A 26,883-nucleotide genomic window follows, 5' to 3' on the forward strand; every position below is an offset into this window, starting at 1 on the left:
CCTTCTGTGTTCAGGCCTTGCCAAATCCCCCACCGCCAGGCGTGTGGATCTCAAACACATCCCCCGCCTGCATCTCGACTTGGCCTATGTGCGCGAGCTCTTGCACGCTGCCATCGGTGCGCACCACGCGATTGATGCCCGGCAAACCACTGTGCCCGCCTGCCATGCCAAAAGCTGGATGCACCCGCCCGTTGGACAGGATGCTGGCCGTCATCGGCTCCAGAAAGCGCACGCGGCGCACCCCGCCATCTCCGCCATGCCAACGCCCCGCGCCGCCCGAGCCCTGGCGGATCGCGAAACTTTCCAGCCTGACCGGAAAGCGGAACTCCAGCACTTCCGGGTCCGTCAGGCGTGAATTGGTCATGTGGGTTTGCACCACCGAAGTGCCATCAAAACCACCCACCAATTGGCCTTGCGCATCGAAGCGGCCGCCCGCCCCGCTGCCACCTGAAATCGTTTCGTAGTACTGCACCCGCGCATTGCCGAAGGTGAAGTTGTTCATGGTCGGCTGGCTGCCCGCCATCACGCCCAAAGCGCCAAACAGCGCGTTGGTGATGCAGGTCGAGGTCTCCACATTGCCCGCCACCACCGAAGCCGGGGGGTTGGGGTTGAGCATGGAGCCTTGGGGAATGGTGACCTTGAGCGGTTTCAAGCAACCCGCGTTCAGCGGGATGTCGTCGTCCACCAGGCTGCGGAACACATAAAGCACAGCGGCCATGCACACCGCCCGGGGGGCGTTGAAGTTGTTGGGCAGCTGAGCACTGGTGCCGGTGAAATCGATCTCGGCCGTGCGCTCAGAAGCATTCACACGCACCGCCACTTGGATTTGCGCACCGTTGTCCAGCGGCAAAGTGAATTGCCCGTCTTTCAAGCTGGTGATGACGCGGCGCACCGATTCTTCGGCGTTGTCCTGCACATGGCGCATGTAGGCCTGCACCACGTCCAGGCCAAACTGCTCGACCATGCGGCGCAGCTCCTGAACGCCTTTTTCATTGGCAGCGATCTGCGCCTTCAGGTCGGCCATGTTTTGCGCTGGGTTGCGCGAGGGGTATTCGCCGCTTTGCAGCAAGGCCACCATCTCAGCCTCGCGCAGGTGTCCGGCATCGACCAACTTGACGTTGTCGATCTGCACACCCTCTTCTTCGATGCGCGTCGAAAACGGCGGCATGGAGCCCGGCGTCAAGCCGCCCACATCGGCGTGGTGCCCGCGTGAGCCGACATAAAACACGGGGGCTGAGTGACCGTCTAAATAGACCGGCGTGATCACGGTGATGTCGGGCAAGTGCGTGCCGCCGTGGTAGGGGTCGTTCAGCACGAACACATCGCCGGGCTGCATGCGGCCCTTGTTTTTTTGAATGACGGTCTGGATGCTCTCGCCCATCGAGCCCAAATGCACCGGCATGTGCGGCGCGTTGGCGATCAAATGGCCTTCGGCGCTGAACAGCGCACACGAGAAGTCCAAACGCTCTTTGATGTTGACCGAGTAGGCCGTGTTTTGCAGCTGCAGACCCATTTGCTCGGCAATGTTCATGAACAGGTTGTTGAACACCTCCAGCAGCACCGGGTCGGCCTGCGTGCCTGCGGCGTGCTGCACAGCCCGCGCTTGTACGCGCACCAGCAGCAAATGGTCCAGCGCTGTGAGGCGCGCTTGCCAACCGGCTTCCACCACCGTGGTGGCATTTTTCTCGGCAATGATGGCGGGGCCGTCGATCACATCGCCAGGGCGCATGTCTTCGCGCACCACCAGCGCCGCGTCCTGCCACTGTGCCACGCCTTGGGCATTGGCGGCATAGACCTGCACCGTGTCGCGGCGCGGCACATCGCGCGGCGGGTGCACGGCCAACACCGCTTCTTCGGGTGCGTCGCCGGGCAACACCGCCTCGACCGACACGGCCTCAACCACCAGGGCCTTGCCCTGCATCAAGAACGCAAAGCGCTGTCGGTATGCCGCCTCAAACCCGGCCACCAACTGGGCTTGATCGCCCCAAGGCACGACCAGCGCCGAGTCGGTGCCTTCGTAGCGCAAATGCGCGCGTTGGCGCAGCTCGATGCGGTCGGCACCTCCGGCATCCACGCCCATTTGCGCCAACAAGGCCTGGCGTGTGGTCTCGCCCAAAGCCTGCAAGCGCTCGGCCATCAAAGGCATGGCCGCTGCATCCAAGCGCCGTTCAATCGATTCTTCGCGCATCACGTTCTGGTCGGCCAGGCCCATGCCATAGGCCGACAACACACCCGCCAGCGGGTGCACCAGCACCTGCGACATGCCCAAAGCATCGGCCACCAAACACGCATGCTGACCTCCCGCGCCGCCAAAACACTGCAGGGTGTAGCGCGTCACGTCGTAACCTCGCGCCACCGAGATTTTCTTGATCGCGTTGGCCATTTGCTGCACCGCGATCTGGATGAAACCATGTGCCACGTCTTCGGCCGCACGGCCGGTTTGCGCGGCCAGTTGCTCAAAGTGGCCACGTACCACCTCGGCGTCCAGCGGCTGGTTGGCCTCAGGCCCGAACATCGAAGGGAAAAACTTCGGCTGCACCTTGCCCACCATCACGTTGGCATCGGTCACGGCCAGTGGCCCACCCCGGCGGTAACTGGCCGGGCCGGGATTGGCCCCCGCGCTTTGTGGCCCCACCCGAAAACGCGCACCGTCATAAGCCAGCAAAGACCCGCCGCCTGCCGCCACGGTGTGGATGCTCATCATGGGCGCGCGCATGCGCACCCCGGCCACCTGGGTTTCAAACTCGCGCTCGAACTGTCCGGCAAAGTGCGACACATCGGTGGATGTGCCGCCCATGTCAAAACCAATCACCTTGTCGTGACCCGCCAACTGCGCCGTGCGGGCCATGCCCACAATACCGCCCGCCGGGCCGCTCAAAATCGCGTCTTTGCCCGCAAACACCTGCGCGTCCGTGAGGCCGCCAGAAGATTGCATGAACATCAGCTTCACACCCGGCATTTCGCTGGCCACCTGGTTCACATACCGCCCCAAAATGGGTGACAAATACGCATCCACCACCGTGGTGTCGCCCCGGCTGACGAATTTCATCATCGGGCTGGTCTGGTGTGAGGTGCTGACCTGGGAGAAGCCCACTTCGCGGGCCAAGCGGGCCGCCGCCTGCTCGTGCGCCGTGTGACGCCAGCCGTGCATGAAGACGATGGCCACCGATCGAACGCCTTGTTGGTACACCGTGGTCAATTGGGTGCGCAAATGCGCTTCGTCCAAAGGCTGCAAGACTTCGCCATCCACCGACACACGCTCTTGCGCCTCGACCACCGCGCTGTAGAGCAACTCGGGCAAGACGATCTGGCGGTCGAACAAGCGCGGTCGGTTTTGATACGCAATGCGCAGCGCGTCGCCAAAGCCTTGGGTGGTCACCAACAGGGTCGGCTCGCCCTTGCGCTCGAGCAGCGCGTTGGTGGCCACCGTGGTGCCCATCTTCACGCACTCGACCTGCTCGGGCGTGACCGGCTCGCCGGGTTTCAAGCCCAGCAAATGCCGGATGCCCGCCACCGCCGCATCGCGGTATTGCTCGGGGTTTTCGGAGAGCAGCTTGTGCGTGACCAGGCTGCCATCGGGCCGTTTGCCGACCACGTCGGTGAAAGTGCCGCCTCGATCGATCCAGAATTGCCAGCGTTGTTGGCCAGAGAGGGTGCTGTTGGAGTCAGTCATAAAGTGATAGAAGAAGCTTGAAAAAAAGGGATCACAAAGAAGCGGCGGCACGCGCCGCCTGGTCGTACATGCCCGAGAGCACGCGCAGCAACCGGGCCAGCTCGCCAATGTCGCGGTTCAAGCCATCGTCGGCTTTCAGGGCGTCAATCAAACAGCTTTCGCGGATGTCACGGTAGCGCTGCACATATTGGCGGCCTTCGTCGGTCGCCGCGTAGGTCACGTCTTTGCCATTTTTTTGAGACACCACCACGCCCAGGCCTTGTAATTTTTTCAGGGCGTAATTCACCAAATGCGTGTCTTCGATGTTCATGATGAAACAAATGTCGGCCAGGCGTTTGTCGCGGGCACGGTGCGTGACGTGGTGCAGCACGAGCACATCCAGCGGGGTTAAATCCTTCAGGCCTGCGGCCGCCATGCAGTGGATGATCCAGCGGTGAAAGGCATTGCCCGCCACGATCAGGCCGAACTCAAACTCGCTCATCTCAGCGCTGTCGGGCGAGACCAGATGGGCCGAAGACACGATGGGGCTGGCCACGCTGGCGGCCATGGAGGATTTACGCGGCATAGGTGAATATGGGGCAGTTGGTGTTTGGGAAAAAGATGAGAGAGTTTAGGCCAAATGCCGACGATTTGCCAACAATTTGTTGACTATAAGGGAAAGTACCTATCACAAATTGTCGCCAAATTATCTACAGTCTGCACCTGCCAGAGGCTTTCAGTGCGCGCTTGTAGCGGACTCGCCTCTTGCTTAGATCCATGAACTGTCCGTTCACCCACCGCTTGTTCCAACACCTCACAGGAGTTTTCATGCACCGTCGCACTCTTCACCTCAGCCTGTTGGCTGGCCTGCTCGCAGTTTCCGGCTTTGTGTCGGCCCAAACCAAGTGGGACCTGCCTGCGGCTTACCCCGCGACCAACTTCCATTCGGTCAACTTGGCCCAGTTTGCGTCCGATGTGGACAAAGCCACGGCGGGCAAGCTGAAAATCACCTTGCATGCCAATGCCTCGCTGTTCAAGGCCCCCGAAATCAAGCGCGCCGTGCAAGGCGGACAAGCCCAGGCCGGTGAAATTTTGCTGGCGAATTTCAGCAACGAATGGCCCATTTATGCGGCCGACGGCCTGCCCTTTCTGGCCGACAGCTACGACGAGAGCATGAAGCTGTACAAGGCACAAAAACCCATGATGGAGAAAAAGCTGGCCGAGCAAGGCATGATGCTGCTGTACGCAGTGCCTTGGCCTCCACAAGGCATCTACAGCAAGAAGCCGCTCAACAGCGCGGCCGATCTGAAGGGCATCAAGTGGCGCGCCTACAGCCCCTCCACCTCGCGCATTGCTGAACTGGTGGGTGCGCAACCCGTGACGGTGCAAGCGGCCGAACTGTCGCAGGCACTGGCCACTGGCGTGGTCGAATCCAACATGACCTCTGGGGCGACGGGCGTGGACAGCAAGCTCTACGAACACCTCAAGTTCTACTACGACGTGCAAGCCTGGCTGCCCAAGAACGCCATCATCGTCAACAAAAAAGCCTTTGACGCGCTCGACAAGCCCACCCAAGACGCCGTAGTCAAAGCCGCCGCCGAGGCCGAGACCCGTGGCTGGGCTGCTTCGCGCAAGGTCAACACCGACACCATGGCCGTGCTCAAGGCCAACGGCATGACCATCGCGCCGCCATCCGCCCAACTGAAGGCGGACATGCAAAAGGTCGGCGAGACCATGATCAAGGAGTGGCTGGCCAAAGCCGGTCCTGAAGGCCAGGCCATGCTGGACGCTTTCCGCAAATAAGCGCGAGCCCCCCTGAAGCGGCCATCTCGCTTCAGGGGTTTTTCTTTGAACCGAAAAACCATGACATGCGAAAAACTCTGAATACCATCTACGAAGCCTCAGAATGGGTGGCGGCTTTGCTCATGATCGGCGTGCTGCTGATGATCTTGTTGTCCCTCGTGAGCCGTTTGCTGCACTTTCATGTGCCTGGCACCGATGCTTATGCCGGTTATGCCATGGCGGGGGCCGGCTTCATGGCCTTGGCGCACACACTCAAACGCGGCGAGCACATCCGGGTGACGCTGATTTTGGGTCGACTCAAGGGCGTGGCACGGCACCGGCTGGAGCTTTGGGCGCTGACGGTCGCATCGGTGCTGTCTTTGTTGCTGAGTTTTTTTGCTTGGCGACTGGCCTGGCAATCACACCTGTTTCACGACATCTCCACGGGCAGCGATGCCACACCCTTGTGGATTCCGCAAATTTTGATGGGTCTGGGCAGCTCGTTGTTGTCGCTGGCTTTTCTGGACGAATGGTGGATGGAGTGGCGCGGCCAACGCGCACACGGCCAGGAGGCTGGCCATGAATGACTTGCTGATCACCTCTCTGCTGATCGTGTCGCTGTTCGCCTTGCTGGGCAGCGGTGTCTGGATCGGACTGACCCTGGCCGGTGTGGCCTGGATCGGCATGGAGCTTTTCTCCACCCGCTCGGCGGGCGATGCCATGGCCTTGACCATTTGGGGCTCGGCCAGCAGCTGGACCCTCACGGCCTTGCCCTTGTTCGTTTGGATGGGCGAGATTCTGTTCCGGACCAAGCTCTCCGAAAGTATGTTTCGTGGGCTGGCCCCCTGGGTCAATGCCTTGCCTGGCCGTTTGCTGCACACCAATATTTTGGGCAGCACCATCTTTGCGGCAGTCTCGGGCTCTTCGGCGGCCACTTGCGCCACCATTGGCAAGATGAGCATTCCGGAACTGACGAAGCGCGGCTATCCGGCCGACAAAATTGTCGGCTCTTTGGGCGGCGCCAGCACTTTGGGCCTGCTCATTCCGCCCTCCATCATCATGATCGTATACGGCGTTGCCGCTGAGGTCTCGATTGCCAAACTGTTTGTAGCGGGTGTGATTCCAGGCCTGATGCTGGCGGCTCTCTTCAGTGGCTATTTGGTGATTTGGGCTTTGCGTCACCCCGATCAGGTGCCAGTTGCCGACGAGCGAATGAGCTTTGGCGAAAAACTGCGTGAATCGCGCCACCTGATCCCCGTGGTTTTGCTGATCGGCGGGGTGATCGGCACCATTTACACCGGCATCGCCACCGCCACCGAAGCAGCGGCCGTGGGCGTGGTGGGTGCCTTGCTGCTGTCGGCTGCGCAGGGCTCGCTCAACTGGGCCACCTTCCGCGAGGCGCTGATGGGCGCTACCCGGCTGTACTGCATGATCGCGCTCATCCTGACGGGTGCTGCCTTTTTGACCTTGTCCATGGGCTACATCGGTTTGCCACGGCATTTGGCCGAATACGTCACAGCCCTGCAGCTCTCGCCAGTGGTGCTGATCGTGGCGTTGGCCTTGTTTTACATGCTGCTCGGTTGCTTTCTCGATGGCATCTCCATGATTGTGCTGACCATGGGTGTGATCTTGCCCACCGTCACGGCCGCAGGCATTGACCTGATTTGGTTTGGCATCTTTGTAGTCATCGTCGTCGAGATGGCGCAGATCACGCCCCCGGTCGGCTTCAACCTGTTTGTGCTGCAAAGCATGACCCAGAGAGAAATCACCTGGATCGCCCGCGTCTGCATGCCCTACTTTTTCATCATGGCCCTGGCTTTGGCGCTGCTTTGGTGGTTTCCGGGCTTGGTCACTTGGCTGCCTTCGCGCATGTGAAGAAGTTGTTGCCCCACCGGAAAAATCATCCAATTGCACTTGCTTGATCCTCTAAGATAGCCCCTTGTTCGGCCTATGCTTGCGCCGAAGTCTCAGAGGATTGCTGTGTTCAAAAATGTGATGGTTTACCGCATCGGCGAGGGCTTTGCGCCCACATTGGCCGATGTGCAAGCGGCGCTGGAGCCGGTGCAATTTGTGGAGTGTGGCGCCAGCCAGGACAAGTCTATTGGCTGGATTCCGCCCCGGGGCGAAGCCCATGGTCCACTGGTCGAATCGGTTTCGGGTCAGTGGATCATGAAGCTCATGATCGAATCCAAGGCCGTGCCCGGCAATGTGGTGCGCCGCAAGGTGGACGAGCGCATCGCCGAGATCGAGGCTGCCACCGGCCGCAAACCCGGCAAAAAAGAAAAACGCGACCTGATGGACGACGTGCTGTTGTCGCTGTTGCCGCAGGCTTTTGCACGCCAATCCACTGTGCTGGTGTGGATGGACCTGGAAAACCGCCGTTTGGTGCTCAATGCAGGCAGCCAAGGCAAGGCCGACGAAGTCATGTCGGCGCTGATGAACGTGATGGGCGGCTTGTCTGTGTCCTTGATCCAGACCGTGACCTCCCCGCAAGCGGCCATGACCCAATGGCTGCTGGCTCCCACACCCGACGAATGGCCCGCCGATCTGACCGTGGAGCGCGAAACCGTGCTCAAGTCCACCGGCGAAGACGCGGCCAGCGTGCGCTTCACCCGCCACCACCTGGCCAATGACGATGTGCGCAAGCATGTCATGGAAGGCAAGCTGCCCACGCAACTGGCGCTGAGCTGGGATGGCCGCGTGGCCTTTGTGCTGACCGAGACCCTGCAGCTGAAAAAAGTGCAGTACCTGGATGGCGTGATGGACGAGTCGGGCACCGACAAAAACGAAGACCGCTTTGACGCCGACGTGGCCCTGTCCACCGGCTTGCTGGGCCCGCTGATCGACAGCCTGCTCGAAGCCCTGGGCGGCGAGATGGAACTGGGCGCAGCGGCTGCCGACCCAGCACAGCCGAACCCGACGCGCACTGTGATGAATTCGACCCTTCAAACGGGCGCAACGGGCGCAGCGGCGACCGACGAAGACCCGCCGTTTTAATCGTCGGTAAACCCCAAGCGAAAGGACCCCCGCCATGCTCACGGTGATCGCGATTTGCCTGGGTGCTTGTGTGGGTGCGCTGTCGCGCTGGCAGCTGGGCCTGTGGCTCAACCCCAGCACCGCAAGCGCTGGCCTGCTGCCTTGGGGCACCTTGGCGGCCAACCTGATCGGTGGCTATCTGGTGGGTGTGTGCGTGGGCGTGTTCCAGCAACTGCCCGAGCTTGACCCGGTTTGGCGCTTGGCCCTGGTCACTGGTTTTCTGGGGGCACTCACCACGTTTTCCAGCTTTTCAGCCGAAGTGGTGGCCATGCTGCAGCAAGGCCGCTTTGCGCTGGCGGCAGGCACGGCCAGTTTGCACTTGTTCGGTTCGCTGGCCCTCACGGTGCTGGGACTCAAAACTGTGGGTCTGATCTGGGTGCGCTGAGCGAACGAGGGGCGGGTTTGCAGCGATAGCAGGCAGCCAATTCGTGGTAACCAATGTTGGTAATCTGCCAGGAACAGTCATTAGTTTCAGTAGCCAAGAAGCAAATATTTCTCCATATGGGGGATAGGACTGAGTGACCTACTTTCCTAGAATCAGCGTCGCCGGACATTCAATCGTGGGCCGCCTACAGTGTCGGCTTGTTTCAATCTTTAGAACGCCAAGTCCATGCGCATTCTCATTCGTTCCGGTTCCATCATTCGTAAGTTCATTGTCTTGGTAACCAGCGACCGAGACGGTTCCCTAAGCCTGATCGTCCGAAGAGACGGCGCTAGCACGTCACGAACGGCATGGAGCACCAGAACAGGAGAGCAAGAGACAAAGACCACTGAGTTTGATCCGCCGCGCCCAAAGAACAAGCGGATCACGATTCATCAATCTGGCGGGATCAACTACCACGAGAATGGACACACCATCTTCGTCGCCCCACTCACTCAAACTACTCAGCCTTTCACCATCTACGGGTACCGTGTACCAGCGCTCGATAGGTTGGATGTACATGACGAAGACATAGCGGAAGAAGATGCTGTATTCGATCTGACCGATCTACCTGAGGGGCCAGTCTCCTTCTCCGTAATCCTTGGCCCAGGGAATTTCACCCCACACGGACGAGCTGTGAAGCTGGCATATGAAACCGAAGGCTACTCGGTGACACTTCAAGTCGACCCTGTCACGTTCGCTGTACCGTCGGATCTGGACCATCACTTCATCACATTGACACCAGACAGAGGCCTGTTTCCACAGCAACAGATGGAAGAGCCTCAAGCAATGATCTCCTACCATCAAGCCATGACGGGGGTGCAGGACGCGATCCTCTACGCACCAAACGGTGAGGGCGTGATTCGAATGATCTTTTCCTTGCCGATGAGGATCGCTCCTCGGTTCAATATTGAACTTGTCGACCCCGAACTTCACGTCTCAGAGCAAGACGTCCAGAGGGACGGGAGGTCTGAGACGGTGATGCTTAAATTCAAGGTCAGGCATCGAATGTCTGGGCAGATTGTTCGACAACCGATTGCTATCAAATCGATTGAGCTAGACGCCGAACTGTGAGGGTCGCACTTCGGCTTCCCGCTACGTGTCGGTCCCCTTCAAGTTGAAAGTCTGCTTTCTCTGGTGGGCGTCCGTCCGCTGTGGGTCGTCGCAACTATGACGTCCACTTACCGCGAGTGACGGCAACCAGCCTATTTCAGCCACTCGCCCAAACTCACCCTACACCCCGCTGCATCGTCAAATCAAAGTGCTTCATGAAGCGCTGGCGCGCACCTTCTTTAATGGGTTCGCTTAGTGGTTGACTGAAGGACAAACGGCCTTCTTGTCAATTCACGAAACCCATTTAATGGGTGTACAGTAAATCATATGAATATTGAGTTCTACGCGGCAAAGTGCGCCGCATCATCAGCATGAGGAAAGCCAATGACCGAGAAAAAGCGCTCTACGCCCGCGCCCTGGATTGATCCGGATGACGCGCCGCCTTTGACGGCCGAATTTTTCAAATCGGCTGAACTTTACGAAGGCAAGCAACTCAAATCCCGAGGACGCCCCAAGGCCGCCATGACCAAAGAGCCCGTCAAGCTTCGTTTGGATGCAGATGTCCTGGCCGCCTTGCGTGCCAGTGGCGAGGGCTGGCAAACGCGCATCAACGAGGCATTGCGCGCTTCCTTGAGATTGGCCGGGCAGCTCTGAAGGACCCCAAGCCAAACCGCCAAACCGCCAAGACTTGCGTTCTGAAGGTCAGTAAATTCGATCGTTGACCTTTACGCGTGGCTGCGGCCTCACCCCCCACCCCGCTGCATCGTCAAATCAAAGTGCTTCATGAAGCGCTGGCGCGCTTCTTCTTCTACGCCTTCAAACACAAAAGAAACCGCCAAGCGCTGCAAGCGCAGCAGCGCGATCACGCGTGGCGGCAGGGTGTGCCATTGCAGTTGCAGATGGCCTTCACCGATTTGCACACGCACCTGACCGGTGCCCAGCACAAAGGCATGCTGGCCCAGTGCGCGGGGCAAGGCCGTCAACCATTCGGTTTCGCTGGTGCCCATGTCGCGTTCAAAGCGCTCGGGGTAGAAGAACTGCACGAAAACAATACCTGCGTGGGCAGACTTCAGCCGCCCGCCACGGGCGGCCAGATGGCCAGCACGTCGCCTTCAACCAAGGTGGTGGTGTCCCGGTCTTCGGGTTTGATGTATTTGCCGTTGACCAGCACCAGATGCACGAGCTTCGGCGGCATGCCGAAGGGTTCGATGATCTGGCTGATGCTGGTGTCCTGCGCCACATCCAGCGTGACTTGGTTGCTGCGCCGGGCCTCGGCAGGCAAGTAGTCGGTCAGCGTGGCAAACAGTTTGAAAGTGATGTTCATGCGCAGATTGTCGCTTCAGCGGCGACGCGCATCGGCGGCACCACTCCAGCGGCCCTGGCCCTGAGCGCAGTCCAAATAAGCATCCACCAGCTTGGTCGGGTCGTGCATCAGGCGGTCTTTCCAGTCGCCCAAATGCACCTGCCCTTCGACCAAGCCACGCATCACGCCCACATGTTCGGTCCAGCCCACGCTGTTGCAGCCAATCATCACATCGTCCTTGAACTGCAAGCTCAGGTGACGGCCTGCGGCCTTGTCGGTCAACACGGCCGACTGGCCATCGGCCACGCCCTCCCAGTTGCCAAAACTGGTGGAGATCAAACCCAGGGTGTCGAGCACGTTGATTTGCGTGACGCCTTTGAGCTCGGTTTTTTGGCCCAGCATGTTGAGCGCAGCCACACGGGCTTGCTCAGCGGCGTTGGGCTGGATGGCGCTCACAATCGTTTTGCCGCTGACCATGTCAAAGGCTTCGGCGCAGTCGCCTGCCGCGAAGATGCCGGGCACATTGGTTTGCAGGTGCTGGTCGGTCAACACGCCTTGCAGGCAGGTGATGCCGCTGTCCTTCAAAAAGCCAATCGCTGGGCGCACACCCGTGGCGCTGATGACCAGATCGGCCTCGACGGTTTGGCCATTGGACAAACGCACCTGCAGCGCACCGCTGGCATCGTCAGAGGCCAAGCCCACCGCGGAAGCCAACTTGCCGAGCAAGCCTTTTTCTGCGCCTTGGCTGATGGCTTCGACCTTGGTGCCGGTGAACACCTGCACGCCTTTGGCCTCGCACCAGTCGCGGATCATGCCGCCCGCCACCGGGCCCATCATGCGGGGCACCATGCGGTCGCCCATCTCCACCACGCTGAGCTTGACGCCACGCGCCGCCAGCGCTTCCATGATGATGCAGCCAATGAAGCCTGCGCCCATTTGCAGCACACGGGCACCGGGCTTGGCCAGCGCTTGGATGGCACGGGCGTCTTGCAGCGTCCAGCACGGGTGCACGCCAGGCAGGTCCATGCCGGGAATCGGTGGGCGCACGGGGTGCGAGCCGGTGGCGATCAAAAGCTTGTCAAAGGCCATCGACTGGCCGTTATCGAGGTGCACCGTTTTGCCCGCTGCATCGACGCGGGTGACTTTGGCCTTGACTTGCGTGATGCGCAAATCGTCAAAGTGGGTGGCGCTCTTACGCAGGTAGGTGCCCTGCTCTTCGATGTTGCCGATCAGCAAATAAGGAATGGCCATGCGCGAATAAGGCGCATCGGGCTCGTCACCCACCAAGGTGATGGTGTCGGCGGGGGCGTGTTTGCGCAGGGTTTCGGCGGCGATGACACCGGCGGGGCCTGCGCCCAAGATGACGTGGTGGGTCATGAATCGGACTCCAGAAACAGGTAGCGGCCCGCAGGCCGCTTGGATTCCTGTAGAAGCGCACCCCTACGGTGAAGGCTTCACGAGCAGGGGCTCGCTCCTACAGGGGCAAGATCACAAACCCAGACGTTCCCGGGTGGCCGATGTGGGGTGGCCTTCGCCGTCCCAGCCGCGCGCCTCGTAGTACTTGGGCAGCATTTCGTCCAACTTGCTGACCATGCCTTTGCCGGGGCCGGTTTTGGCGGCTTCGGTCATCAGGCGCTTGGGCAGGTTGTCGTCGGCCTTGGTGAAGCCGGCGGCGTTGTTGAACTCGCGCTCCATGTTCCAGATGCGCTCGCCGATGTGGTTCAAGTGCTCCATGGTGAACTCTTCGCCACAAGCCGCTTGCACCTGAGGGGCCACGTCGGCCAAAGTCCAGGCAAAGCTGGTGAAGACGCAAATGCCTGCCGAGTCAAAGGCGGCTGTCGCGTCTTGGAAGGCTTTGACCAGCTCGGGCTTGCCCTCGTGCTCGGTGGGCTCGGTCTTGACCGGGATGCCCAACACTTCAGAGGCGATGGTGTAGCCGCGCAGGTGGCAAGCCCCCCGGTTGGAGGTGGCATAAGCCAAGCCAATGCCCTGGATCACGCGACCGTCATAGGCCGGGAACTCTTGGCCCTTGACGCTCATGGACAGGTCGGGGTGGCCGTATTTGGCGGTCAGGCGCTTGGAGCCCATGCCAATTTCCTTGCCAAAACCAATGCCCTTGGCGGTCATGTCGGCAAACTCGCACAGCGCTTGCGCCGAGCCAAAAGGCGCTTCGATGCCCAGTTGCTCTTTGGTCAGCACACCCATTTCATACAGCTCCATGACGGCGCCAATGGTGGTGCCAAAGCTGATCGGGTCGAAGCCTTCTTCGTTGCAAATCATGTTGGCGTATTGCAGGGCTTCCAGGTCTTTCACGCCGTTGGCTGCGCCCAGCGCCCAAGCCGCTTCGTATTCCAGGCCGCCGTTGGCGCCCCAGTACTCAGGCTTGTTCTTGACCGAGAAGTGGCCTTCGTCCATCTTGCTGATGCGGCCGCAAGCGATGGTGCAACCAAAGCAAGCTTGGTTGGTCACCAGGTGCTTTTTGCCATCGGTTTCACGGGGCGTGACCATGGCTTCGGCCGAGATGTCTTTGGCGCTTTCAAACTGCACATCGCGGTGGTTGCGTGTGGGCAAACCACCGACTTCGTTGATGACGTTCATCAGCACCTGGGTGCCATACGCTGGCAGGCCCTGACCCGTGACGGCGTTGTCGGCCAGCACCTTTTTGGCGGCCTTGGCCGCAGCCATGAACGCCTTGGGGTTTTGCAGGTTGCCCACGCCTTTGGTGCCGCGCACCGCAATGGCTTTGAGGTTCTTGCTGCCCATGACGGTGCCCACGCCTGAGCGACCAGCCGCACGGTGCAGGTCGTTCACCACGGCAGCGTAAAGCACGCCGTTTTCACCGGCCTTGCCGATGCTGCAAACGCGCAGCAAGGGGTCTTGCAAGCTGGACTTGAGGATTTCCTCGGTCTTCCAGACGCTTTGGCCCCAGAGGTGTCTCGCATCGCGCAACTCGGCTTCGTCGTCGTTGATGTGCAGGTACACCGGCTTGGCCGATGCGCCTTCAAAAATGACCATGTCCCAACCGGCCATTTTGAGCTCAGCGCCCCAATAGCCACCCGAGTTGGAGCAGGCGATCGCGCCGGTGAGCGGGCTCTTGGTGATGACGGTGTATCGGCCACCGGTGGAGGCCATGGTGCCGGTCAGTGGGCCGGTGGCCCAAATGAGTTTGTTGTCAGCCGACAGCGGGTCAACTTTGGGGTCGATCTCGCTGATCAGGTATTTGCTGCCCAGACCGCGTGAGCCAAGGTAGGCTTTGGCCCATTCCATGTTCAGCGGTTCGGATTTGACGGTGCCAGCCGTGAGGTTGACGCGGAGGATTTTTCCAGCCCAAGACATGTAGATGCTCCTTATGGGGGGATTTAAGAGGCCGAGGGCTGATTGCCCAACTTGTCGGCCCACTGCTTCATCTTGTCAATGCCGGTCCAGTTGGCATCCACAAATGTGATCGCACCGGTTGGGCAGGCGTCGGCGCAAGCCGGATCGCCACCGCACAGGTCGCACTTTTGCACCTTGCCGGTCTCTTGCACATAGTTGATGGTGCCGAATGGGCAGGCGATGGTGCAGACCTTGCAGCCCACACAGGTGGATTCGTTGACCACTTTGGCGCCGGTGGCTTTGTCCACGGTGATGGCTTCCACAGGGCAGGCGTGCAGGCACCAGGCTTCGTCGCACTGGGTGCAGGTGTAAGGCACTTTTTTGCCGGTGTGATGGAAATCAAACACCTTGATGCGCGATTTGGACGTGGCGTATGTGCCGTAGTTCTCGAAAGAACAGGCCATTTCGCACTGCAAGCAGCCGGTACATTTGTCCGGGTTGATGTGCAGGACTTTCTGCATGTGTATCTCCTGTGAGGTGACGGACTGTTCAAGCCCGCGCTTATGAATCAGAATGCATAGCCATTGTTGGCCCACAGCCCAGCAAAATGATCCGTATTAACCCTAGGTTATGCAGGGTCACACCAAAAATTCTCAGCTTGATACACATCTGACATGCCCCTGACTGCCCACCTCAACGACCGCCTGCAGCGGATTGAACAAGCCCGTGAACTGGTGTTTCAGGGTGGTGCTCAGGGCGTGGACGTCGGTTTGTCGCCTTGGATCACACGGTCCTGGCAGCGCTGCATCGACAGGGGTTTACATCCTGGCCAACGCGTGGGTTTTGACGCCATTTCAGCCCAACACATGCGCCGGGTACAAGAGGCCAGCCGCCCGCTGGTGCAAGCGGCCCAGCCAGTGCTGGCCGAACTGGCGCGGGCCATTGCCGACATCCGTTATTTCGCGATCCTGACCAATGCCGAAGGCATCGTGGTGGACGTGCATGGGCATGTGGACCGGCAAGACCGTCGCGCCGGGGTGGTTGCCCGCGTGGGCGTCGATTTGTCCGAAAAAGCCGTAGGCACCACCGCCATCAGCGCCGCACTGACCGAGCTGCAACCCGTTTGGCTGCACCGGGGCGAACATTTCTTCCAGAACAACAGTGTTTACAGCTGTGCAGGTGCCCCCGTGTTCGGGCCCGATGGCCTGTGCGCGGGCATGCTTGACCTCACGGGCATCGAGACCAGCGAGCGCCCAGCCCTGAAACACCTGGTGCGTCGCTCAGCCCGCAGCATTGAAAACTGCTGGTTGCTGTCCACCACGCATGCCCTGGTGCTGCGCCTGAACTGGCCCGGTAACCAGCCCGGCGACGACAGCGACGGCTTGCTCACGCTGGACATCGATGGTCACATCGTGGGGGCTAACCCGACAGCGCGGCAAATGCTGTCCATGTCACCGGGAACCGACGGCCAAACAATGCACGCCAGCGATGTATTTGCCTCATCTTGGGAAAGTCTGTTCGATGCGGCCAGCCGCCAGAGTGGCACCCAGGAACTGCCGCTGTGGTCAGGCCTGCGCCTGCAAACCCAGGCCTTGCAGCCCGGCCAGTCGGCAACTCAGCCCACAGCGCCAAGGCCTACCCCAGACATCGCGCCCAAACCGCTCAAGGATGTGCAAACCAACATGATCCGCGAGGCGGTGAACCAGGCACGCGGCAATGTGGCCGAAGCCGCCCGCAGCTTGGGCATCAGCCGCGCCACGGTCTACCGCAAGCTCGGCATTCCCAAAGCCTGATCAGGCTGCGCTTTACTTGCCCGCGTTCGGGAAAAACAACTGCTCGCCGCCAATTTTGTAATCGGCAATCACGCCCTGCCCTGCGGCAGAGGTGATCCAATCCACAAACTTCTGCGCGTCGGCTTGTTTGACGTGCGCATGTTTGGCGGGGTTGACCACCATGACGCCATACTGGTTGAACAAGCGGTTGTCGCCCTCCACCAAAATGGCCAGATCGGCGCGGTTTTTGAAGTTGAGCCAAGTGGCTCGGTCGGCCAGCACATACCCGCCTGAAGACGCCGCGATGTTCAAAGCCGGGCCCATGCCGCAACCGCATTCTTTGTAGCCGCTGCCTTTTTTGTCCGCCAGATTGGCCATTTTCCAGAATCGCAGCTCGGCGGCATGTGTACCGCTCTTGTCACCGCGCGACACAAAGGCCGCGGTGCTTGCAGACAATTTGGTCAAAGCCGCCACGATGTCTTTGCCCTTGGTGGCTGCCGGGTCGGCTTTGGGACCAATCAGCACAAAGTCGTTGTACATCACGGGCAAGCGCTTGATGCCAAAGCCATCGGCCACAAACTTTTCTTCGGCCGCCTGGTCGTGCACAAACACCACATCGGCGTCACCCCGGCGCGCCATGTCCAGGGCCTGGCCTGTGCCCAGCGCCACCACTTTCACGTCCAGCCCACTGGCTTTTTTGAAGGCGGGCAACAAGTGCGCGAACAAGCCCGACTGCTCGGTGGAGGTGGTGGACGACATCACGATCGATTGGGCTTGCGCCCACACCGAGGTGGTGGCCAAAACGGCACACACCAAAGCGCGACGGGTCATGAAAATTTTGAAAGTCATGAAAGTTCTCCTTGAACAAAAGCATGGGCTGCCGGGCTGCACTCAGCCAGCAGGACGGGGTTGAAAAAATCAGCAACAGGCAGGTCGGCCAAAACGCGACCGAACTCCAAATAAACCACGCGGGTGGCCAGGCGTTTGACCTGCCCCAGGTTGTGGCTGGCCCAGACCAGGGTCAAAGGCTTGCCGGTCGCTTGGCCTGCAGCAAATTCGGCCATCAGAGCCTCCACCTCGCGTTTGGCGTGCGGGTCCAGACTGGCCGTGGGTTCATCGAGCAGCAACACATCAGGCTGTCGAACCCAAGCGCGGGCCATGGCCAGGCGCTGCTGCTGCCCGCCCGACAACTGGCGTGCACTTTGCCCCGCCACCGCCTGCAAGCCCACACGCCGCAACGCCTGCAGGGCCAAGGCCTGCGCAGCGCGCCATTTCAAAGCCAAGGAACGGTCCAGCCACACCCCCAGCGCCACATTGTTCAGAGCCGACAGGCGCAGCATGTGCGGTCTTTGGAACAGCATGGCCTGACGCACACCCGGCGCTTGAGTCACCTGCCCTTGTGTGGGCGGCACCAAGCCATGCAGTGTGCGCAGCAAGCTGCTTTTGCCCGAGCCGTTGGACCCCACCAGTGCCACGCGCTCACCCGCCGCCATGCGCAAGCTCACATCCTTCAGGGCCTGTTGCGCCCCCAGCTGAAGGCTCACCGCGTCCAGCGTGATCTGCACGGCGCTCATGGCTGCACACCCACCAGACCATCGGCCGCAGCGGGCCGCGCATGGCGTGCCTCACCCCAACGCCGCAGGCCTGCCACCAGCGCATTGAGCAGCAACACCACCGCCAGCAGCACCATGCCCAGACCCAGCGCCAGCGGCAAGTCGCCCTTGCTGGTCTCTAATGCAATCGCGGTGGTCATGACGCGGGTGAAGCCATCGATGTTGCCGCCGACGATCATGACCGCGCCCACTTCCGAGATGGCGCGGCCAAAGGCTGTGACGGCAATCGTCAGCAAGGCCAGGCGTTCGTCCCAGGCCAGCAGCAAGCTGCGCAGCCAAGGACCCGCACCCAGCGAGGCCCATTGTTCGCCGTGCTGGCGCTCCACGTCTTCGACCACCTGGCGCGTGAGCGCGGCCACCACCGGCACCACCAAAATGAACTGGGCCAGCACCATGGCCTGAAAACTGAACATCCAGCCCAAAAAACCCAAAGGCCCGGTGCGCGACAGCAGCAAATACACCACCAGGCCAACCACCACGGAGGGCAGCGCCAGCAAGGTGTTCAGACCCACCAGCACCGCATCACGGCCGGCAAAACGCGACACGGCCAACCAAGCCCCCAAGGCCACGCCCACGCCATAAGCGAGCAGGCATGCTGTGGCGCTCACGGCCAAGGAGCGAGTGACCACCACCCACAGGGCAGGATCGAAAGAAGTGACGAGGTTCAGCGCCGTCAAGACGCTGTCGGAGAAGGTGTTCATACAGCGCTTTGGATGCTACGGCACAAGCACCCTCCAAGGCATGAGGGGTGTCCACTATGAACAAGTTTGCATAGGTCAGCGCCAATGAAAAAGCCCGGCGAACCGGGCTCTTCTTGGGGCGGCAGAAGCTTACTTCTTGCCAGCCTTCATCTCGGCTTCCAAGGCCTTGGCGGGGTCCTCTTCGGCCGGCGCATCTGTTGCAGGCTTCATGTCATCCATGTTCACTTCATCGTCTTTGCCAGTCTCTTCCCCGGCGCGGTCGAGCATTTGCTCGAATGCGGCGTCGGCATCGATCTTGACGCCTTCCTTGAGGCCGCCTGTCACCAAGTTGGGGAAGACGATGATGGAGGCCACCATGATCAACTGCAAAACGATGAACGCGATCGAGCCTTTGTAGATTTCCGAAGTCTTAACAGCCGGGATGTTTTCGCCCGTGATGCGGTCCTTGTAATCGTTTTTGGGTGCCACGCTGCGCAAATAAAACAGGGCAAAGCCAAAAGGCGGCGTCAAGAACGAGGTCTGCAGGTTCATCGCCACGATCACCCCAAACCAGATCATGGCTTGGTCGGCTGTCATGCCCGGCACCATGCCCGGCAAGATCTTCTCGGCCACGGGGGCCAGGATCGGGATCACGATGAAGGCGATTTCAAAGAAATCGATGAACATGCCCAAGATGAAAATCAGAATGTTCACAACGATCAAGAAACCGATCGCGCCGCCAGGCATGTCCAAGAACAGGTGCTCCACCCAGATGTGGCCATCGGCTGCGTTGAACGTGAAGCTGAAGACGGTGGAGCCGATCAAGATGAACAGCACAAACGACGCCAGCTTGGCCGTGTTCTCTAACGCCTGGTTCATCAATTTTTTGTCCAGGCGCTTTCTGCTCACAGCCAGGATCAAAGCGCCCAAAGCGCCCATCGCACCGCCCTCTGTGGGTGTCGCGACACCCAAGAAAATCGTGCCCAACACCAAAAAGATCAGGATCAGGGGCGGCATCAGCACAAAGGTCACTTGCTCGGCCAAGCGCGACAGCAAGCCCATGCCGGTGATGCGGTTCACGATGGCCAAGGCCAAGGCCACCAGCGAAGCCACCGTCATCGACATGATCACGATTTCGTCATCAGGAGAGGGCAAGGTACGTTCGAGCCAAGCGGTCATGATGCCATCGTGGAAAGTAGCCCAGGCGTAGCCCACCACAGTGCACAAAAGCAAAAGCAAGAGCAAGGACACATGGCCTGATTTGCCATTGGCCTCACGGTAAATGCGGGCCTCTACCGGCAGCGCAGGCACCATGGCCGGCTTGAAAATGGCCACGACCACAATGAACAAGATGTACAGCCCCACCAGCAACAAACCGGGCACCAAAGCACCGGCGTACATGTCACCCACCGAACGGCCCAATTGGTCGGCCAGCACGATCAGCACCAACGAAGGCGGGATGGCCTGGGCCAAGGTGCCCGAGGCCGTGATGGTTCCTGTGGCAATGACACGGCTGTAGCCATAGCGCAGCATGATGGGCAGAGAAATCAAGCCCATGGAAATCACGGCCGCAGCCACCACGCCGGTGGTGGCTGCCAGCAAGGCGCCCACCAAAATCACCGCGATGGCGACGCCACCACGCACAGGACCAAACACCTGACCCACCGTCTCCAGCAAATCCTCGGCCATGCCGGATTTTTGCAAGATGATGCCCATGAAGGTGAAAAACGGGATGGCCAGCAAAGTGTCGTTTTGCATGATGCCGAAAATGCGCAGCGGCAGGGCCTGGAACAAGGAGGGCGGAAACAGACCGGCCTCCATGCCGATGAATCCAAAGCCCAAACCGCAGGCCGCTAGAGCGAAAGCCACCGGAAAACCGGTCAGCAGCAGCACAAACAAACCCGCAAACATGATGGGCACAAAGTTCTGTGCCAGAAAAGTCGCTTCCATCAACGTGCTCCCTGCGCTTGCTGCGCGATTTTTTCAAGTTCCAGCAGTTCTTTTTCTTCGTCTGACATGGTGTCTTCAGAAGACAGTGGGTCTTCACCCGAACCGGTCAAGAAAGAAAGACGCTTGATCAACTCGGACACGCCTTGCAACATGAGCAATCCAAAACCCAGGGGAACCAAGGCGTACACCGGCCACCGGATGAGGCCGCCCGCGTTGGACGACATTTCACCGGTGTTGTAAGCCTGCATGAACAAGGGCCAAGACAAATAAATGCACAAGAAACAAAACGGAAACAGGGCCAACGCTATGCCGCCCACATCGATCCAGTTGCGGGTACGGGCACTGAGCATGCCCGAGACAAAGTCAATGCGCACATGCGAATTTTTGAGAAAGCCATAGCCAGCCCCCAACAAAAACACGGCGGCAAACAGGTACCACTGAATTTCCAACAGACCGTTCGAGCCGACATTGAAAGCTTTGCGGACAATGGCATTGCCCGCGCTGATGATCGTCACGATCAAAATCAACCAAGTGGTGAATTTGCCCACCGCTTGGTTTACCCGGTCAATGCCGTGTGAAATCTTCATTAAAAAAAACATGCTTCCTCCAATTGAATTCGTGCGATTTTAAGTCTGTGTTGGCTGTTTCAGGTCATTTCAGGGAGAACTCGTTTTGATATATTTGGAGCCCGGTTTGAAAACTCTTCAATGCCTCTCAGCGCATCGCATCAGATCAAGGGTTTGTGCTGATCAGACCGAAATCGCCACCAGGGCAACATGCTGCGTAAAGACTGAACCTGACCCGCTTGATCGATGAGGCTATAGCCCTTGAGGGCCTGCAAGCTGGCCCGCCAAGAGGCACTGCCCAACAACTGCCTCAACTGCAGGACCGGCGCAGTGTCAAGCGCAGATGCCAGACACACCAACCAATAAAACTCTTGCGACAGCGGCACAAAGTCGAGCCCATGCCCATGGGCCGCATGCGCAATACCCAAGCCCACATCGGCTTGCCCCGCCGCAATGCGGGCCGCCACAGCCGAATGCGAGTTTTCTTCAAGCCCATAGCCGTTCACCGATGCGGGCAAAAGGCCTCTTTGATGCAAGTTTTCGTCGAGCAGCAGACGGGTTCCGGTCCCTGAGCTGCGGTTGACAAAACGTACCCCCGCTTGGCTCAGGTCGGCCCAATCCCGCAGACCCAGCGGGTTACCCCTGGCAACCATCAGTCCCTGCTCACGTTTGGCAAAACCGATCAATTTGTGCTGTCCGGGCTTGAGTAAGGGCTTGTAGGTACGGGCGACCAAGGATTGGGCATCCGGCTGCCAAGGGGCATGAAAGCCCGCCACATGGCACCGCCCCTCGTTCAAGGCGCGAATCGCGTCCACACTGCCGCAAAACCGCAGGTCCAGATGCAAAGCTCTGGATGCCGTCTCTTCGCGCAGCAAGTCCATGGCCGCATCATGGCTCGCAAAAATCGGCAGGGCCAAGTGAGCAGGGTCAAATGCCACCGCAAATGTTTTTTCCAGATCGGCGTGCAGCGCACTGATTTGAGGCAACAACCGCGCCTGCGCTTGGCGCTCTGCCCACAGCAGCTTGTCGGCAAAGCCTGTAAGTCTGGCCGCCTGGCCCTTTTCCCAAAGAATCAGGGCTTGACCCAAACTTTGCTCCCAACGTTTGAGTTCACCCCAAACATGGCGGTAAGACAAGCCCATGGCCTTGGCAGCCCCGCCAATCGACCCGGCATCGCGCACCGCTTGCAACAAGTCCATGAGCGGGTTGCGCAGCGGACTTTGGCGGTTACGCACCCGCTCAGCGCCCTGCGTTGTCCATTGGTAAGAAATCTCGATGTGTTGCATGGTGGCGAGTTTGCATGACAACTTGGTCAAAAAGAGAAACGCATGAAAAAAGGCCCCGGAGGGCCTTTTTTCATGCAAGCATGCCCGCTGATTACAGCTTGGCCGATTGCATGTAGCGATCGTAGGTGGCTTCGGTAAAACGGAACCACTGGTTCTGTTCCTTGCGGAAAGCAGAGTAGTCGTCGTAGATTTTTTTCCAGTTCGGGTTGGACTGGCGCAGCTCTTCATACAGGGCCATGGACTGCTTGAAAGCCTCGTCCATCACCACCTTGGGGAAAGGCCGCAACTTGACGCCCCCGGCCACCAAGCGACGCAGCGCCGCAGGGTTGCGGTTGTCATAGCGTGCCTGCATTTCGGTGTGTGCGTATGAAGCGGCCGCTTCCACAATGGCCTGGTTCTCTTTGGACAAGGCGTTGAAGGCGGTCTTGTTGATGTAGAAGTCCAGCTGTGCGCCGCCTTCCCAAAAACCTGGGTAGTAATAGTTCTTGACCACTTTCTGGAAGCCCAGCTTTTCGTCATCGTAGGGGCCCACCCATTCGACGGCGTCAATCGTGCCTTTTTCCAGGGCTTGGTAAATTTCGCCGCCAGGAATGTTTTGGGGCACAGCACCCATGCGTGACAAGACCTTGCCAGCGAAACCGCCGACGCGGAACTTCAGGCCCTTGATGTCCGCGAGAGTCTTGATTTCCTTGCGGTACCAGCCACCCATTTGGGCACCTGTGTTGCCTCCGGGGAAGTTCACGATGTTGTACTTGTCGTAGAACTCGCGGAACAGCTTCATGCCGTTGCCGTCATAGAACCAAGAGGTGAGCTGGCGGCTGTTCAGACCAAACGGAATGGCCGTGCCAATGGCGAAGGTGTCATCCTTGCCGAAGAAATAGTAAGGGGCTGTGTGAGCCGCTTCGACTGTGCCTTGCTGCACACCGTCCACCACACCAAAAGCGGGCATCAGTTCGCCGGCAGCATGCACAGTGACGACAAACTTGCCGCCAGACATGGCATTGACCTTTTCAGCAAACACTTCGGCTGCGCCGAAGATGGTGTCCAGGGCTTTGGGGAAGCTGGAGGCAAGACGCCAACGGATGGCGGCCTGGGCGTGAACAGCAGGTGCTGCACCGGCAGCCAAAACACCGGCAATACCTGCGTTTTTAATGATGGAACGACGATCCATAGGGGAACTCCTTGTGAAAAAAACTTAAACCCATTGACGGGCAGCTTGAACAAGCTGGCCGTATTGTAGGAAGCGAACCCGAGCGAAACCGTGCGGGTTTACCCTTTTCAGTCTGCAAATTGAGACGGTTTTTTTGCAAAATCGCCGCCTCCATGAAATGAATTCAAAGCCCCACTGAAATCTCTTCAATAAACCCAACGTTGGCGAATCGAAGCCTCGATGCCTGCGGCATCCAACCCCTGCAAAGCCAGCAATTTGGCCGGGTCGCCATGCTCGATGAAAGCATCAGGCAAACCCAGGTGCAGCACAGAGCGCTGCAAGTTCAACTGCTGCAAAGCCTCGGCCACCGCACTGCCAGCGCCGCCCATGATGCAGCCCTCTTCCACCGTCACCAGGTGCTCGTGGCTTTGCGCAATTTGCACAAGCAAATCGACATCCAGCGGTTTGACCCAGCGCATGTTGACCACGGTGGCGTTGAGCTTTTCTGCCGCCTCCAGTGCGGGCGTCAGCAGGGTGCCAAAGGCCAAAATAGCGAGCTTCTCACCTTGGCGGCGCACTTCGCCTTTGCCAAAGGGCAAGGTGTCCAAGTCGCGCCCAGCCGCCGTGCCCACGCCCGCACCGCGTGGATAGCGCACCGCCACCGGGTGGTTTTGCGCGTAAGCGGTGCTCAGCAACTGGCGGCATTCACGCTCGTCGGCTGGGCAAGCCAGGCTCATGTTGGGGATGCAGCGGATATAGGCCATGTCGTAGGCTCCCGCATGGGTGGCACCGTCGGCCCCTACCAAGCCCGCGCGGTCCAGGGCAAACACCACGGGCAGGTTTTGCAGCGCCACATCGTGGATGAGCTGGTCGTAGCCGCGCTGCAAAAAGGTGGAATAAATCGCCACCACAGGTTTGAGCCCCTCGCAGGCCATGCCGGCGGCAAAGGTCACGGCGTGCTGCTCGGCAATGCCCACGTCGTAATAGCGCTTGGGAAAGCGCTGATGAAACGCCACCATGCCCGAGCCTTCGCGCATGGCGGGCGTGATGCCGACCAAGCGCGGGTCTTGCTCGGCCATGTCGCACAGCCACTGGCCAAACACCTGGGTGAAGGTGGTTTTGGCGGGCGTGGCGGCAGGCACCAGGCCCACGCTGGGGTCAAACTTGCCGGGGCCGTGGTAAGCCACCGGGTCGGCTTCGGCCTTTTCATAGCCTTGGCCTTTTTTGGTCACCACATGCAAGAACTGCGGGCCGTCCAGGTGCTTGATGTTTTCTAGCGTTGGGATCAACGAATCGAGGTCATGCCCGTCAATCGGGCCGATGTAATTGAAGCCGAATTTCTCGAACAGCGTGGCGGGCACCACCATGCCTTTGGCGTGTTCTTCCAGTCGCTTGGCCAGCTCAAACAAGGGCGGTGCGTTTTTCAGCACATTCTTGGCACCGGCCTTCGCAGCCGAGTAAAAACGCCCGCTCATCAGTTGGGCCAGGTAACGGTTGAGCGCGCCCACGGGCGGGCTGATCGACATGTCGTTGTCGTTGAGGATCACCAGCAGTTTGCAGTCTTCCACGCCCGCGTTGTTCAGCGCCTCGAAGGCCATGCCGGCAGTCATGGCGCCGTCTCCAATGACCGCAATTGAATGGCGTGACTCGCCTTTTTGACGCGCGGCCACGGCCATGCCTAAAGCGGCAGAAATGCTGGTGGATGAATGGGCTGTGCCAAAGGTGTCGTATTCGCTTTCATCGCGGCGAGGAAAACCCGACAGGCCACCAAACTGGCGCAGTGTGGGCATCCGGTCACGACGCCCGGTGAGGATTTTGTGCGGGTAAGTCTGGTGACCCACGTCCCAGACGATGCGGTCTTCGGGGGTGTTGAACACATAGTGCAAAGCCACCGTCAGCTCCACCGTGCCCAGATTAGAACTCAGGTGTCCGCCGGTTTTGGATACGTTGTCCAGCACACACTGGCGCAATTCATCGGCCAGGCGCGGCAGTTCGGTTCGCGTCAGGCGACGCAAATCGGCGGGCTGGTCAATGTTCTTGAGCAAATCGGTCATGTCAGTTGCTTCTTTCTACCACCATGGCGGTCAGTGCACGCAAAGCGACCAAACGGGCCTCAGGCAAGCCGGTGTCGGTCAGGGCCTGCAGCGCCCGGTCGGCCAGCGCCTCGGCATAGGCTTTGGCCGCTGCCAGCCCCATCAGGGCCACATAGGTTGGCTTGTTGGCGGCTTCGTCCTTGCCAGCAGTTTTGCCCAGGGTGGCCGAATCGACCGTCACATCCAGGACATCGTCCACCACCTGAAAGGCCAGGCCCAAGGCCTGACCAAAACGCTGCAGCGCCGCTTGAACGGGGATCGACAGGTTGGGCACACAGGCCGCGCCCATTTGCACGCTACACAACAGCAGTGCCCCGGTTTTGAGGCGGTGCATTTGGCGCAGTTGGTCTTCGCTCAGTCGCTGGCCCACGCTGGCCAAGTCGATCGCCTGGCCCCCGGCCATGCCTTGGTAGCCCGAAGCCCGGGCCAACAAGCCCACGCAGGCCGCTTGTTGCGCAGCACTGACGCTGGCATCTTGGGGGGTCAGCATTTCAAACGCCAAGGTCTGCAAGGCGTCACCCGCCAGCAGGGCTTGCGCCTCGCCAAACTGCACATGCACCGTGGGTTTGCCGCGCCGCAACACATCGTTGTCCATGCAGGGCATGTCGTCGTGCACCAGCGAATAAGCATGAATGAGTTCAATCGCACAGGCCGCATTCAAGGCCGCCGCGCTTTGCGGGGCTTCGCCCACCGCCTCTGCCGTGGCCAGCACCAGCAAGGGGCGCAGGCGCTTACCCCCATCGAGCACGGCATAGCGCATGGCTTGGCCCAAATGCGCGGGCGATTCGGCCTCGATGCCTGCCGATAAAGCGTGTTCGACGCGCGCCAGGTGTGGCTGCATCCAGTCATGCAACTCAAAACCGCTCATGCACCGCTCCAGGGTTTGAGTTGGCCACCGTCCAGCACCTGGATCTGGTCTTCCACGGCTTTGAGTTTGTCTCGGCAAAAGGCCAGCAAAGCCGCGCCGCGCTGGTAACCCGAGAGCAATTGGTCCAGCGGCATTTGTCCCGATTCGAGTTGCCCGACCAGCGACTCCAACTCCGACAAAGCTGCCTCATAAGTGGCGGGCAAAGGTGCTGCAGGGCAGTCTGCTGTTTCGGTGGGGGCGGCCTTGGGCATGAATTGTTCCGAGGAAAAAACCAGATTCTAGGCCTTAAGCACTGTGCAAACTGACACTGGACAGAGTCCATCCCACCAGACGGTCATGGGCG

25 protein-coding genes are annotated in these 26,883 nt (G+C 59.8%); 8 read left to right on the plus strand and 17 right to left on the minus strand.

The genetic code is table 11. The features are described from left to right. Nucleotides 1–10 precede the first annotated feature (10 nt). Nucleotides 11–3,673, minus strand: coding sequence for a hydantoinase B/oxoprolinase family protein (locus HEQ17_RS09045; RefSeq protein WP_296292440.1), 3,663 nt, complete (start codon nucleotides 3,671–3,673; stop codon nucleotides 11–13). Between the two features lie 31 nt (nucleotides 3,674–3,704). Then, nucleotides 3,705–4,238 (minus strand): winged helix DNA-binding protein, encoded by a 534-nt coding sequence (locus HEQ17_RS09050; RefSeq protein WP_296292441.1) that lies wholly within the window; start codon nucleotides 4,236–4,238, stop codon nucleotides 3,705–3,707. A gap of 242 nt (nucleotides 4,239–4,480) precedes the next feature. On the opposite strand from HEQ17_RS09050, the gene HEQ17_RS09055 reads away from it, so the two are divergent. The 7 genes from HEQ17_RS09055 to HEQ17_RS09085 all read left to right on the plus strand — a co-directional run bounded on the left by HEQ17_RS09055 (nucleotide 4,481) and on the right by HEQ17_RS09085 (nucleotide 10,598). After that, nucleotides 4,481–5,455, plus strand: coding sequence for a TRAP transporter substrate-binding protein (locus tag HEQ17_RS09055; RefSeq protein ID WP_296292442.1), 975 nt, complete (start codon nucleotides 4,481–4,483; stop codon nucleotides 5,453–5,455). Nucleotides 5,456–5,520: 65 nt separating this feature from the next. Further along, nucleotides 5,521–6,021: a TRAP transporter small permease gene (locus HEQ17_RS09060; RefSeq protein WP_296292443.1), complete on the plus strand. Its 501-nt coding sequence runs from the start codon at nucleotides 5,521–5,523 to the stop codon at nucleotides 6,019–6,021. Then, nucleotides 6,014–7,309 (plus strand): TRAP transporter large permease subunit, encoded by a 1,296-nt coding sequence (locus tag HEQ17_RS09065; protein ID WP_296292444.1) that lies wholly within the window; start codon nucleotides 6,014–6,016, stop codon nucleotides 7,307–7,309. The genes HEQ17_RS09060 and HEQ17_RS09065 overlap by 8 nt, the downstream gene beginning before the upstream one ends. A 105-nt stretch (nucleotides 7,310–7,414) precedes the next feature. Further along, nucleotides 7,415–8,431, plus strand: coding sequence for a recombination-associated protein RdgC (locus tag HEQ17_RS09070; RefSeq protein WP_296292445.1), 1,017 nt, complete (start codon nucleotides 7,415–7,417; stop codon nucleotides 8,429–8,431). Between the two features lie 34 nt (nucleotides 8,432–8,465). Continuing rightward, nucleotides 8,466–8,855, plus strand: a complete 390-nt coding sequence (gene crcB, locus HEQ17_RS09075; protein ID WP_296292446.1) for a fluoride efflux transporter CrcB — start codon at nucleotides 8,466–8,468, stop codon at nucleotides 8,853–8,855. 225 nt (nucleotides 8,856–9,080) lie between these two features. Beyond that, nucleotides 9,081–9,965 carry a hypothetical protein gene (locus HEQ17_RS09080; RefSeq protein ID WP_296292447.1) on the plus strand — a complete coding sequence of 295 codons (885 nt, stop codon included), beginning with the start codon at nucleotides 9,081–9,083 and terminating at the stop codon, nucleotides 9,963–9,965. 363 nt (nucleotides 9,966–10,328) lie between these two features. Then, entirely contained in the window at nucleotides 10,329–10,598 is a 270-nt protein-coding gene (locus HEQ17_RS09085) for a BrnA antitoxin family protein (protein ID WP_296292448.1), read from the plus strand. An 89-nt stretch (nucleotides 10,599–10,687) separates the two neighbouring features. On the opposite strand, the gene HEQ17_RS09090 is transcribed toward HEQ17_RS09085, so the two are convergent. The 5 genes from HEQ17_RS09090 to HEQ17_RS09110 form a co-directional block, all read right to left on the minus strand. Beyond that, entirely contained in the window at nucleotides 10,688–10,987 is a 300-nt protein-coding gene (locus HEQ17_RS09090) for a hypothetical protein (RefSeq protein WP_296292449.1), read from the minus strand. Between the two features lie 26 nt (nucleotides 10,988–11,013). Next, nucleotides 11,014–11,268, minus strand: a complete 255-nt coding sequence (locus tag HEQ17_RS09095) for a MoaD/ThiS family protein (RefSeq protein ID WP_296292450.1) — start codon at nucleotides 11,266–11,268, stop codon at nucleotides 11,014–11,016. A 15-nt stretch (nucleotides 11,269–11,283) separates the two neighbouring features. Next, nucleotides 11,284–12,624, minus strand: a complete 1,341-nt coding sequence (locus HEQ17_RS09100) for an FAD-dependent oxidoreductase (protein WP_296292451.1) — start codon at nucleotides 12,622–12,624, stop codon at nucleotides 11,284–11,286. 111 nt (nucleotides 12,625–12,735) lie between these two features. Beyond that, complete coding sequence (locus tag HEQ17_RS09105) at nucleotides 12,736–14,583, minus strand: aldehyde ferredoxin oxidoreductase family protein (RefSeq protein ID WP_296292452.1); 1,848 nt, start codon at nucleotides 14,581–14,583, stop codon at nucleotides 12,736–12,738. Nucleotides 14,584–14,606: 23 nt separating this feature from the next. Beyond that, complete coding sequence (locus HEQ17_RS09110; protein WP_019427650.1) at nucleotides 14,607–15,083, minus strand: 4Fe-4S dicluster domain-containing protein; 477 nt, start codon at nucleotides 15,081–15,083, stop codon at nucleotides 14,607–14,609. A gap of 153 nt (nucleotides 15,084–15,236) precedes the next feature. Here HEQ17_RS09110 and HEQ17_RS09115 point away from each other — a divergent pair, with 153 nt between their 5' ends. Beyond that, nucleotides 15,237–16,355 (plus strand): helix-turn-helix domain-containing protein, encoded by a 1,119-nt coding sequence (locus tag HEQ17_RS09115; RefSeq protein WP_296292453.1) that lies wholly within the window; start codon nucleotides 15,237–15,239, stop codon nucleotides 16,353–16,355. Nucleotides 16,356–16,367: 12 nt separating this feature from the next. Here HEQ17_RS09115 and HEQ17_RS09120 read toward each other — a convergent pair whose 3' ends face one another. From HEQ17_RS09120 to HEQ17_RS09165, 10 genes are all read right to left on the minus strand, one after another. Next, nucleotides 16,368–17,165: a substrate-binding domain-containing protein gene (locus HEQ17_RS09120; protein ID WP_296293710.1), complete on the minus strand. Its 798-nt coding sequence runs from the start codon at nucleotides 17,163–17,165 to the stop codon at nucleotides 16,368–16,370. Between the two features lie 14 nt (nucleotides 17,166–17,179). Then, nucleotides 17,180–17,908 (minus strand): ATP-binding cassette domain-containing protein, encoded by a 729-nt coding sequence (locus tag HEQ17_RS09125; RefSeq protein ID WP_296292454.1) that lies wholly within the window; start codon nucleotides 17,906–17,908, stop codon nucleotides 17,180–17,182. Further along, on the minus strand, nucleotides 17,905–18,648 hold the full coding sequence (locus HEQ17_RS09130; protein ID WP_296292455.1) for an ABC transporter permease: 744 nt from the start codon (nucleotides 18,646–18,648) through the stop codon (nucleotides 17,905–17,907). Before HEQ17_RS09130 ends, HEQ17_RS09125 begins: the two co-directional genes overlap by 4 nt. Before the next feature lie 129 nt (nucleotides 18,649–18,777). After that, nucleotides 18,778–20,577 (minus strand): TRAP transporter large permease subunit, encoded by a 1,800-nt coding sequence (locus HEQ17_RS09135; protein ID WP_296292456.1) that lies wholly within the window; start codon nucleotides 20,575–20,577, stop codon nucleotides 18,778–18,780. Further along, entirely contained in the window at nucleotides 20,577–21,176 is a 600-nt protein-coding gene (locus HEQ17_RS09140) for a TRAP transporter small permease subunit (RefSeq protein WP_296292457.1), read from the minus strand. The genes HEQ17_RS09135 and HEQ17_RS09140 overlap by 1 nt, the downstream gene beginning before the upstream one ends. Nucleotides 21,177–21,304: 128 nt before the next feature. Next, complete coding sequence (locus HEQ17_RS09145; RefSeq protein WP_296292458.1) at nucleotides 21,305–22,429, minus strand: substrate-binding domain-containing protein; 1,125 nt, start codon at nucleotides 22,427–22,429, stop codon at nucleotides 21,305–21,307. A 91-nt stretch (nucleotides 22,430–22,520) separates the two neighbouring features. Next, entirely contained in the window at nucleotides 22,521–23,600 is a 1,080-nt protein-coding gene (locus HEQ17_RS09150) for a TRAP transporter substrate-binding protein (RefSeq protein WP_296292459.1), read from the minus strand. A 185-nt stretch (nucleotides 23,601–23,785) separates the two neighbouring features. Beyond that, nucleotides 23,786–25,633, minus strand: a complete 1,848-nt coding sequence (gene dxs / locus HEQ17_RS09155; protein WP_296292460.1) for a 1-deoxy-D-xylulose-5-phosphate synthase — start codon at nucleotides 25,631–25,633, stop codon at nucleotides 23,786–23,788. A gap of 1 nt (nucleotide 25,634) precedes the next feature. Then, nucleotides 25,635–26,540: a polyprenyl synthetase family protein gene (locus tag HEQ17_RS09160; RefSeq protein ID WP_296292461.1), complete on the minus strand. Its 906-nt coding sequence runs from the start codon at nucleotides 26,538–26,540 to the stop codon at nucleotides 25,635–25,637. Then, entirely contained in the window at nucleotides 26,537–26,791 is a 255-nt protein-coding gene (locus HEQ17_RS09165) for an exodeoxyribonuclease VII small subunit (RefSeq protein WP_296292462.1), read from the minus strand. Before HEQ17_RS09165 ends, HEQ17_RS09160 begins: the two co-directional genes overlap by 4 nt. Nucleotides 26,792–26,883 lie beyond the last annotated feature (92 nt).

The organism is Limnohabitans sp. (assembly GCF_023910625.1).
In the GTDB taxonomy this organism is placed as follows: domain Bacteria; phylum Pseudomonadota; class Gammaproteobacteria; order Burkholderiales; family Burkholderiaceae_C; genus Limnohabitans_A.

Bases quoted from the DNA above. Each gene is read 5' to 3' on its own strand.
- HEQ17_RS09045 (WP_296292440.1), bottom strand. From the start codon at position 3,673: ATGACTGACTCCAACAGCACCCTCTCTGGCCAACAACGCTGGCAATTC.
- HEQ17_RS09050 (WP_296292441.1), bottom strand. From the start codon at position 4,238: ATGCCGCGTAAATCCTCCATGGCCGCCAGCGTGGCCAGCCCCATCGTG.
- HEQ17_RS09055 (WP_296292442.1), top strand. From the start codon at position 4,481: ATGCACCGTCGCACTCTTCACCTCAGCCTGTTGGCTGGCCTGCTCGCA.
- HEQ17_RS09060 (WP_296292443.1), top strand. From the start codon at position 5,521: ATGCGAAAAACTCTGAATACCATCTACGAAGCCTCAGAATGGGTGGCG.
- HEQ17_RS09065 (WP_296292444.1), top strand. From the start codon at position 6,014: ATGAATGACTTGCTGATCACCTCTCTGCTGATCGTGTCGCTGTTCGCC.
- crcB (WP_296292446.1), top strand. From the start codon at position 8,466: ATGCTCACGGTGATCGCGATTTGCCTGGGTGCTTGTGTGGGTGCGCTG.
- HEQ17_RS09080 (WP_296292447.1), top strand. From the start codon at position 9,081: ATGCGCATTCTCATTCGTTCCGGTTCCATCATTCGTAAGTTCATTGTC.
- HEQ17_RS09085 (WP_296292448.1), top strand. From the start codon at position 10,329: ATGACCGAGAAAAAGCGCTCTACGCCCGCGCCCTGGATTGATCCGGAT.
- HEQ17_RS09095 (WP_296292450.1), bottom strand. From the start codon at position 11,268: ATGAACATCACTTTCAAACTGTTTGCCACGCTGACCGACTACTTGCCT.
- HEQ17_RS09100 (WP_296292451.1), bottom strand. From the start codon at position 12,624: ATGACCCACCACGTCATCTTGGGCGCAGGCCCCGCCGGTGTCATCGCC.
- HEQ17_RS09105 (WP_296292452.1), bottom strand. From the start codon at position 14,583: ATGTCTTGGGCTGGAAAAATCCTCCGCGTCAACCTCACGGCTGGCACC.
- HEQ17_RS09110 (WP_019427650.1), bottom strand. From the start codon at position 15,083: ATGCAGAAAGTCCTGCACATCAACCCGGACAAATGTACCGGCTGCTTG.
- HEQ17_RS09115 (WP_296292453.1), top strand. From the start codon at position 15,237: ATGCCCCTGACTGCCCACCTCAACGACCGCCTGCAGCGGATTGAACAA.
- HEQ17_RS09120 (WP_296293710.1), bottom strand. From the start codon at position 17,165: ATGACCCGTCGCGCTTTGGTGTGTGCCGTTTTGGCCACCACCTCGGTG.
- HEQ17_RS09125 (WP_296292454.1), bottom strand. From the start codon at position 17,908: ATGAGCGCCGTGCAGATCACGCTGGACGCGGTGAGCCTTCAGCTGGGG.
- HEQ17_RS09130 (WP_296292455.1), bottom strand. From the start codon at position 18,648: ATGAACACCTTCTCCGACAGCGTCTTGACGGCGCTGAACCTCGTCACT.
- HEQ17_RS09135 (WP_296292456.1), bottom strand. From the start codon at position 20,577: ATGGAAGCGACTTTTCTGGCACAGAACTTTGTGCCCATCATGTTTGCG.
- HEQ17_RS09140 (WP_296292457.1), bottom strand. From the start codon at position 21,176: ATGTTTTTTTTAATGAAGATTTCACACGGCATTGACCGGGTAAACCAA.
- HEQ17_RS09145 (WP_296292458.1), bottom strand. From the start codon at position 22,429: ATGCAACACATCGAGATTTCTTACCAATGGACAACGCAGGGCGCTGAG.
- HEQ17_RS09150 (WP_296292459.1), bottom strand. From the start codon at position 23,600: ATGGATCGTCGTTCCATCATTAAAAACGCAGGTATTGCCGGTGTTTTG.
- dxs (WP_296292460.1), bottom strand. From the start codon at position 25,633: ATGACCGATTTGCTCAAGAACATTGACCAGCCCGCCGATTTGCGTCGC.
- HEQ17_RS09160 (WP_296292461.1), bottom strand. From the start codon at position 26,540: ATGAGCGGTTTTGAGTTGCATGACTGGATGCAGCCACACCTGGCGCGC.
- HEQ17_RS09165 (WP_296292462.1), bottom strand. From the start codon at position 26,791: ATGCCCAAGGCCGCCCCCACCGAAACAGCAGACTGCCCTGCAGCACCT.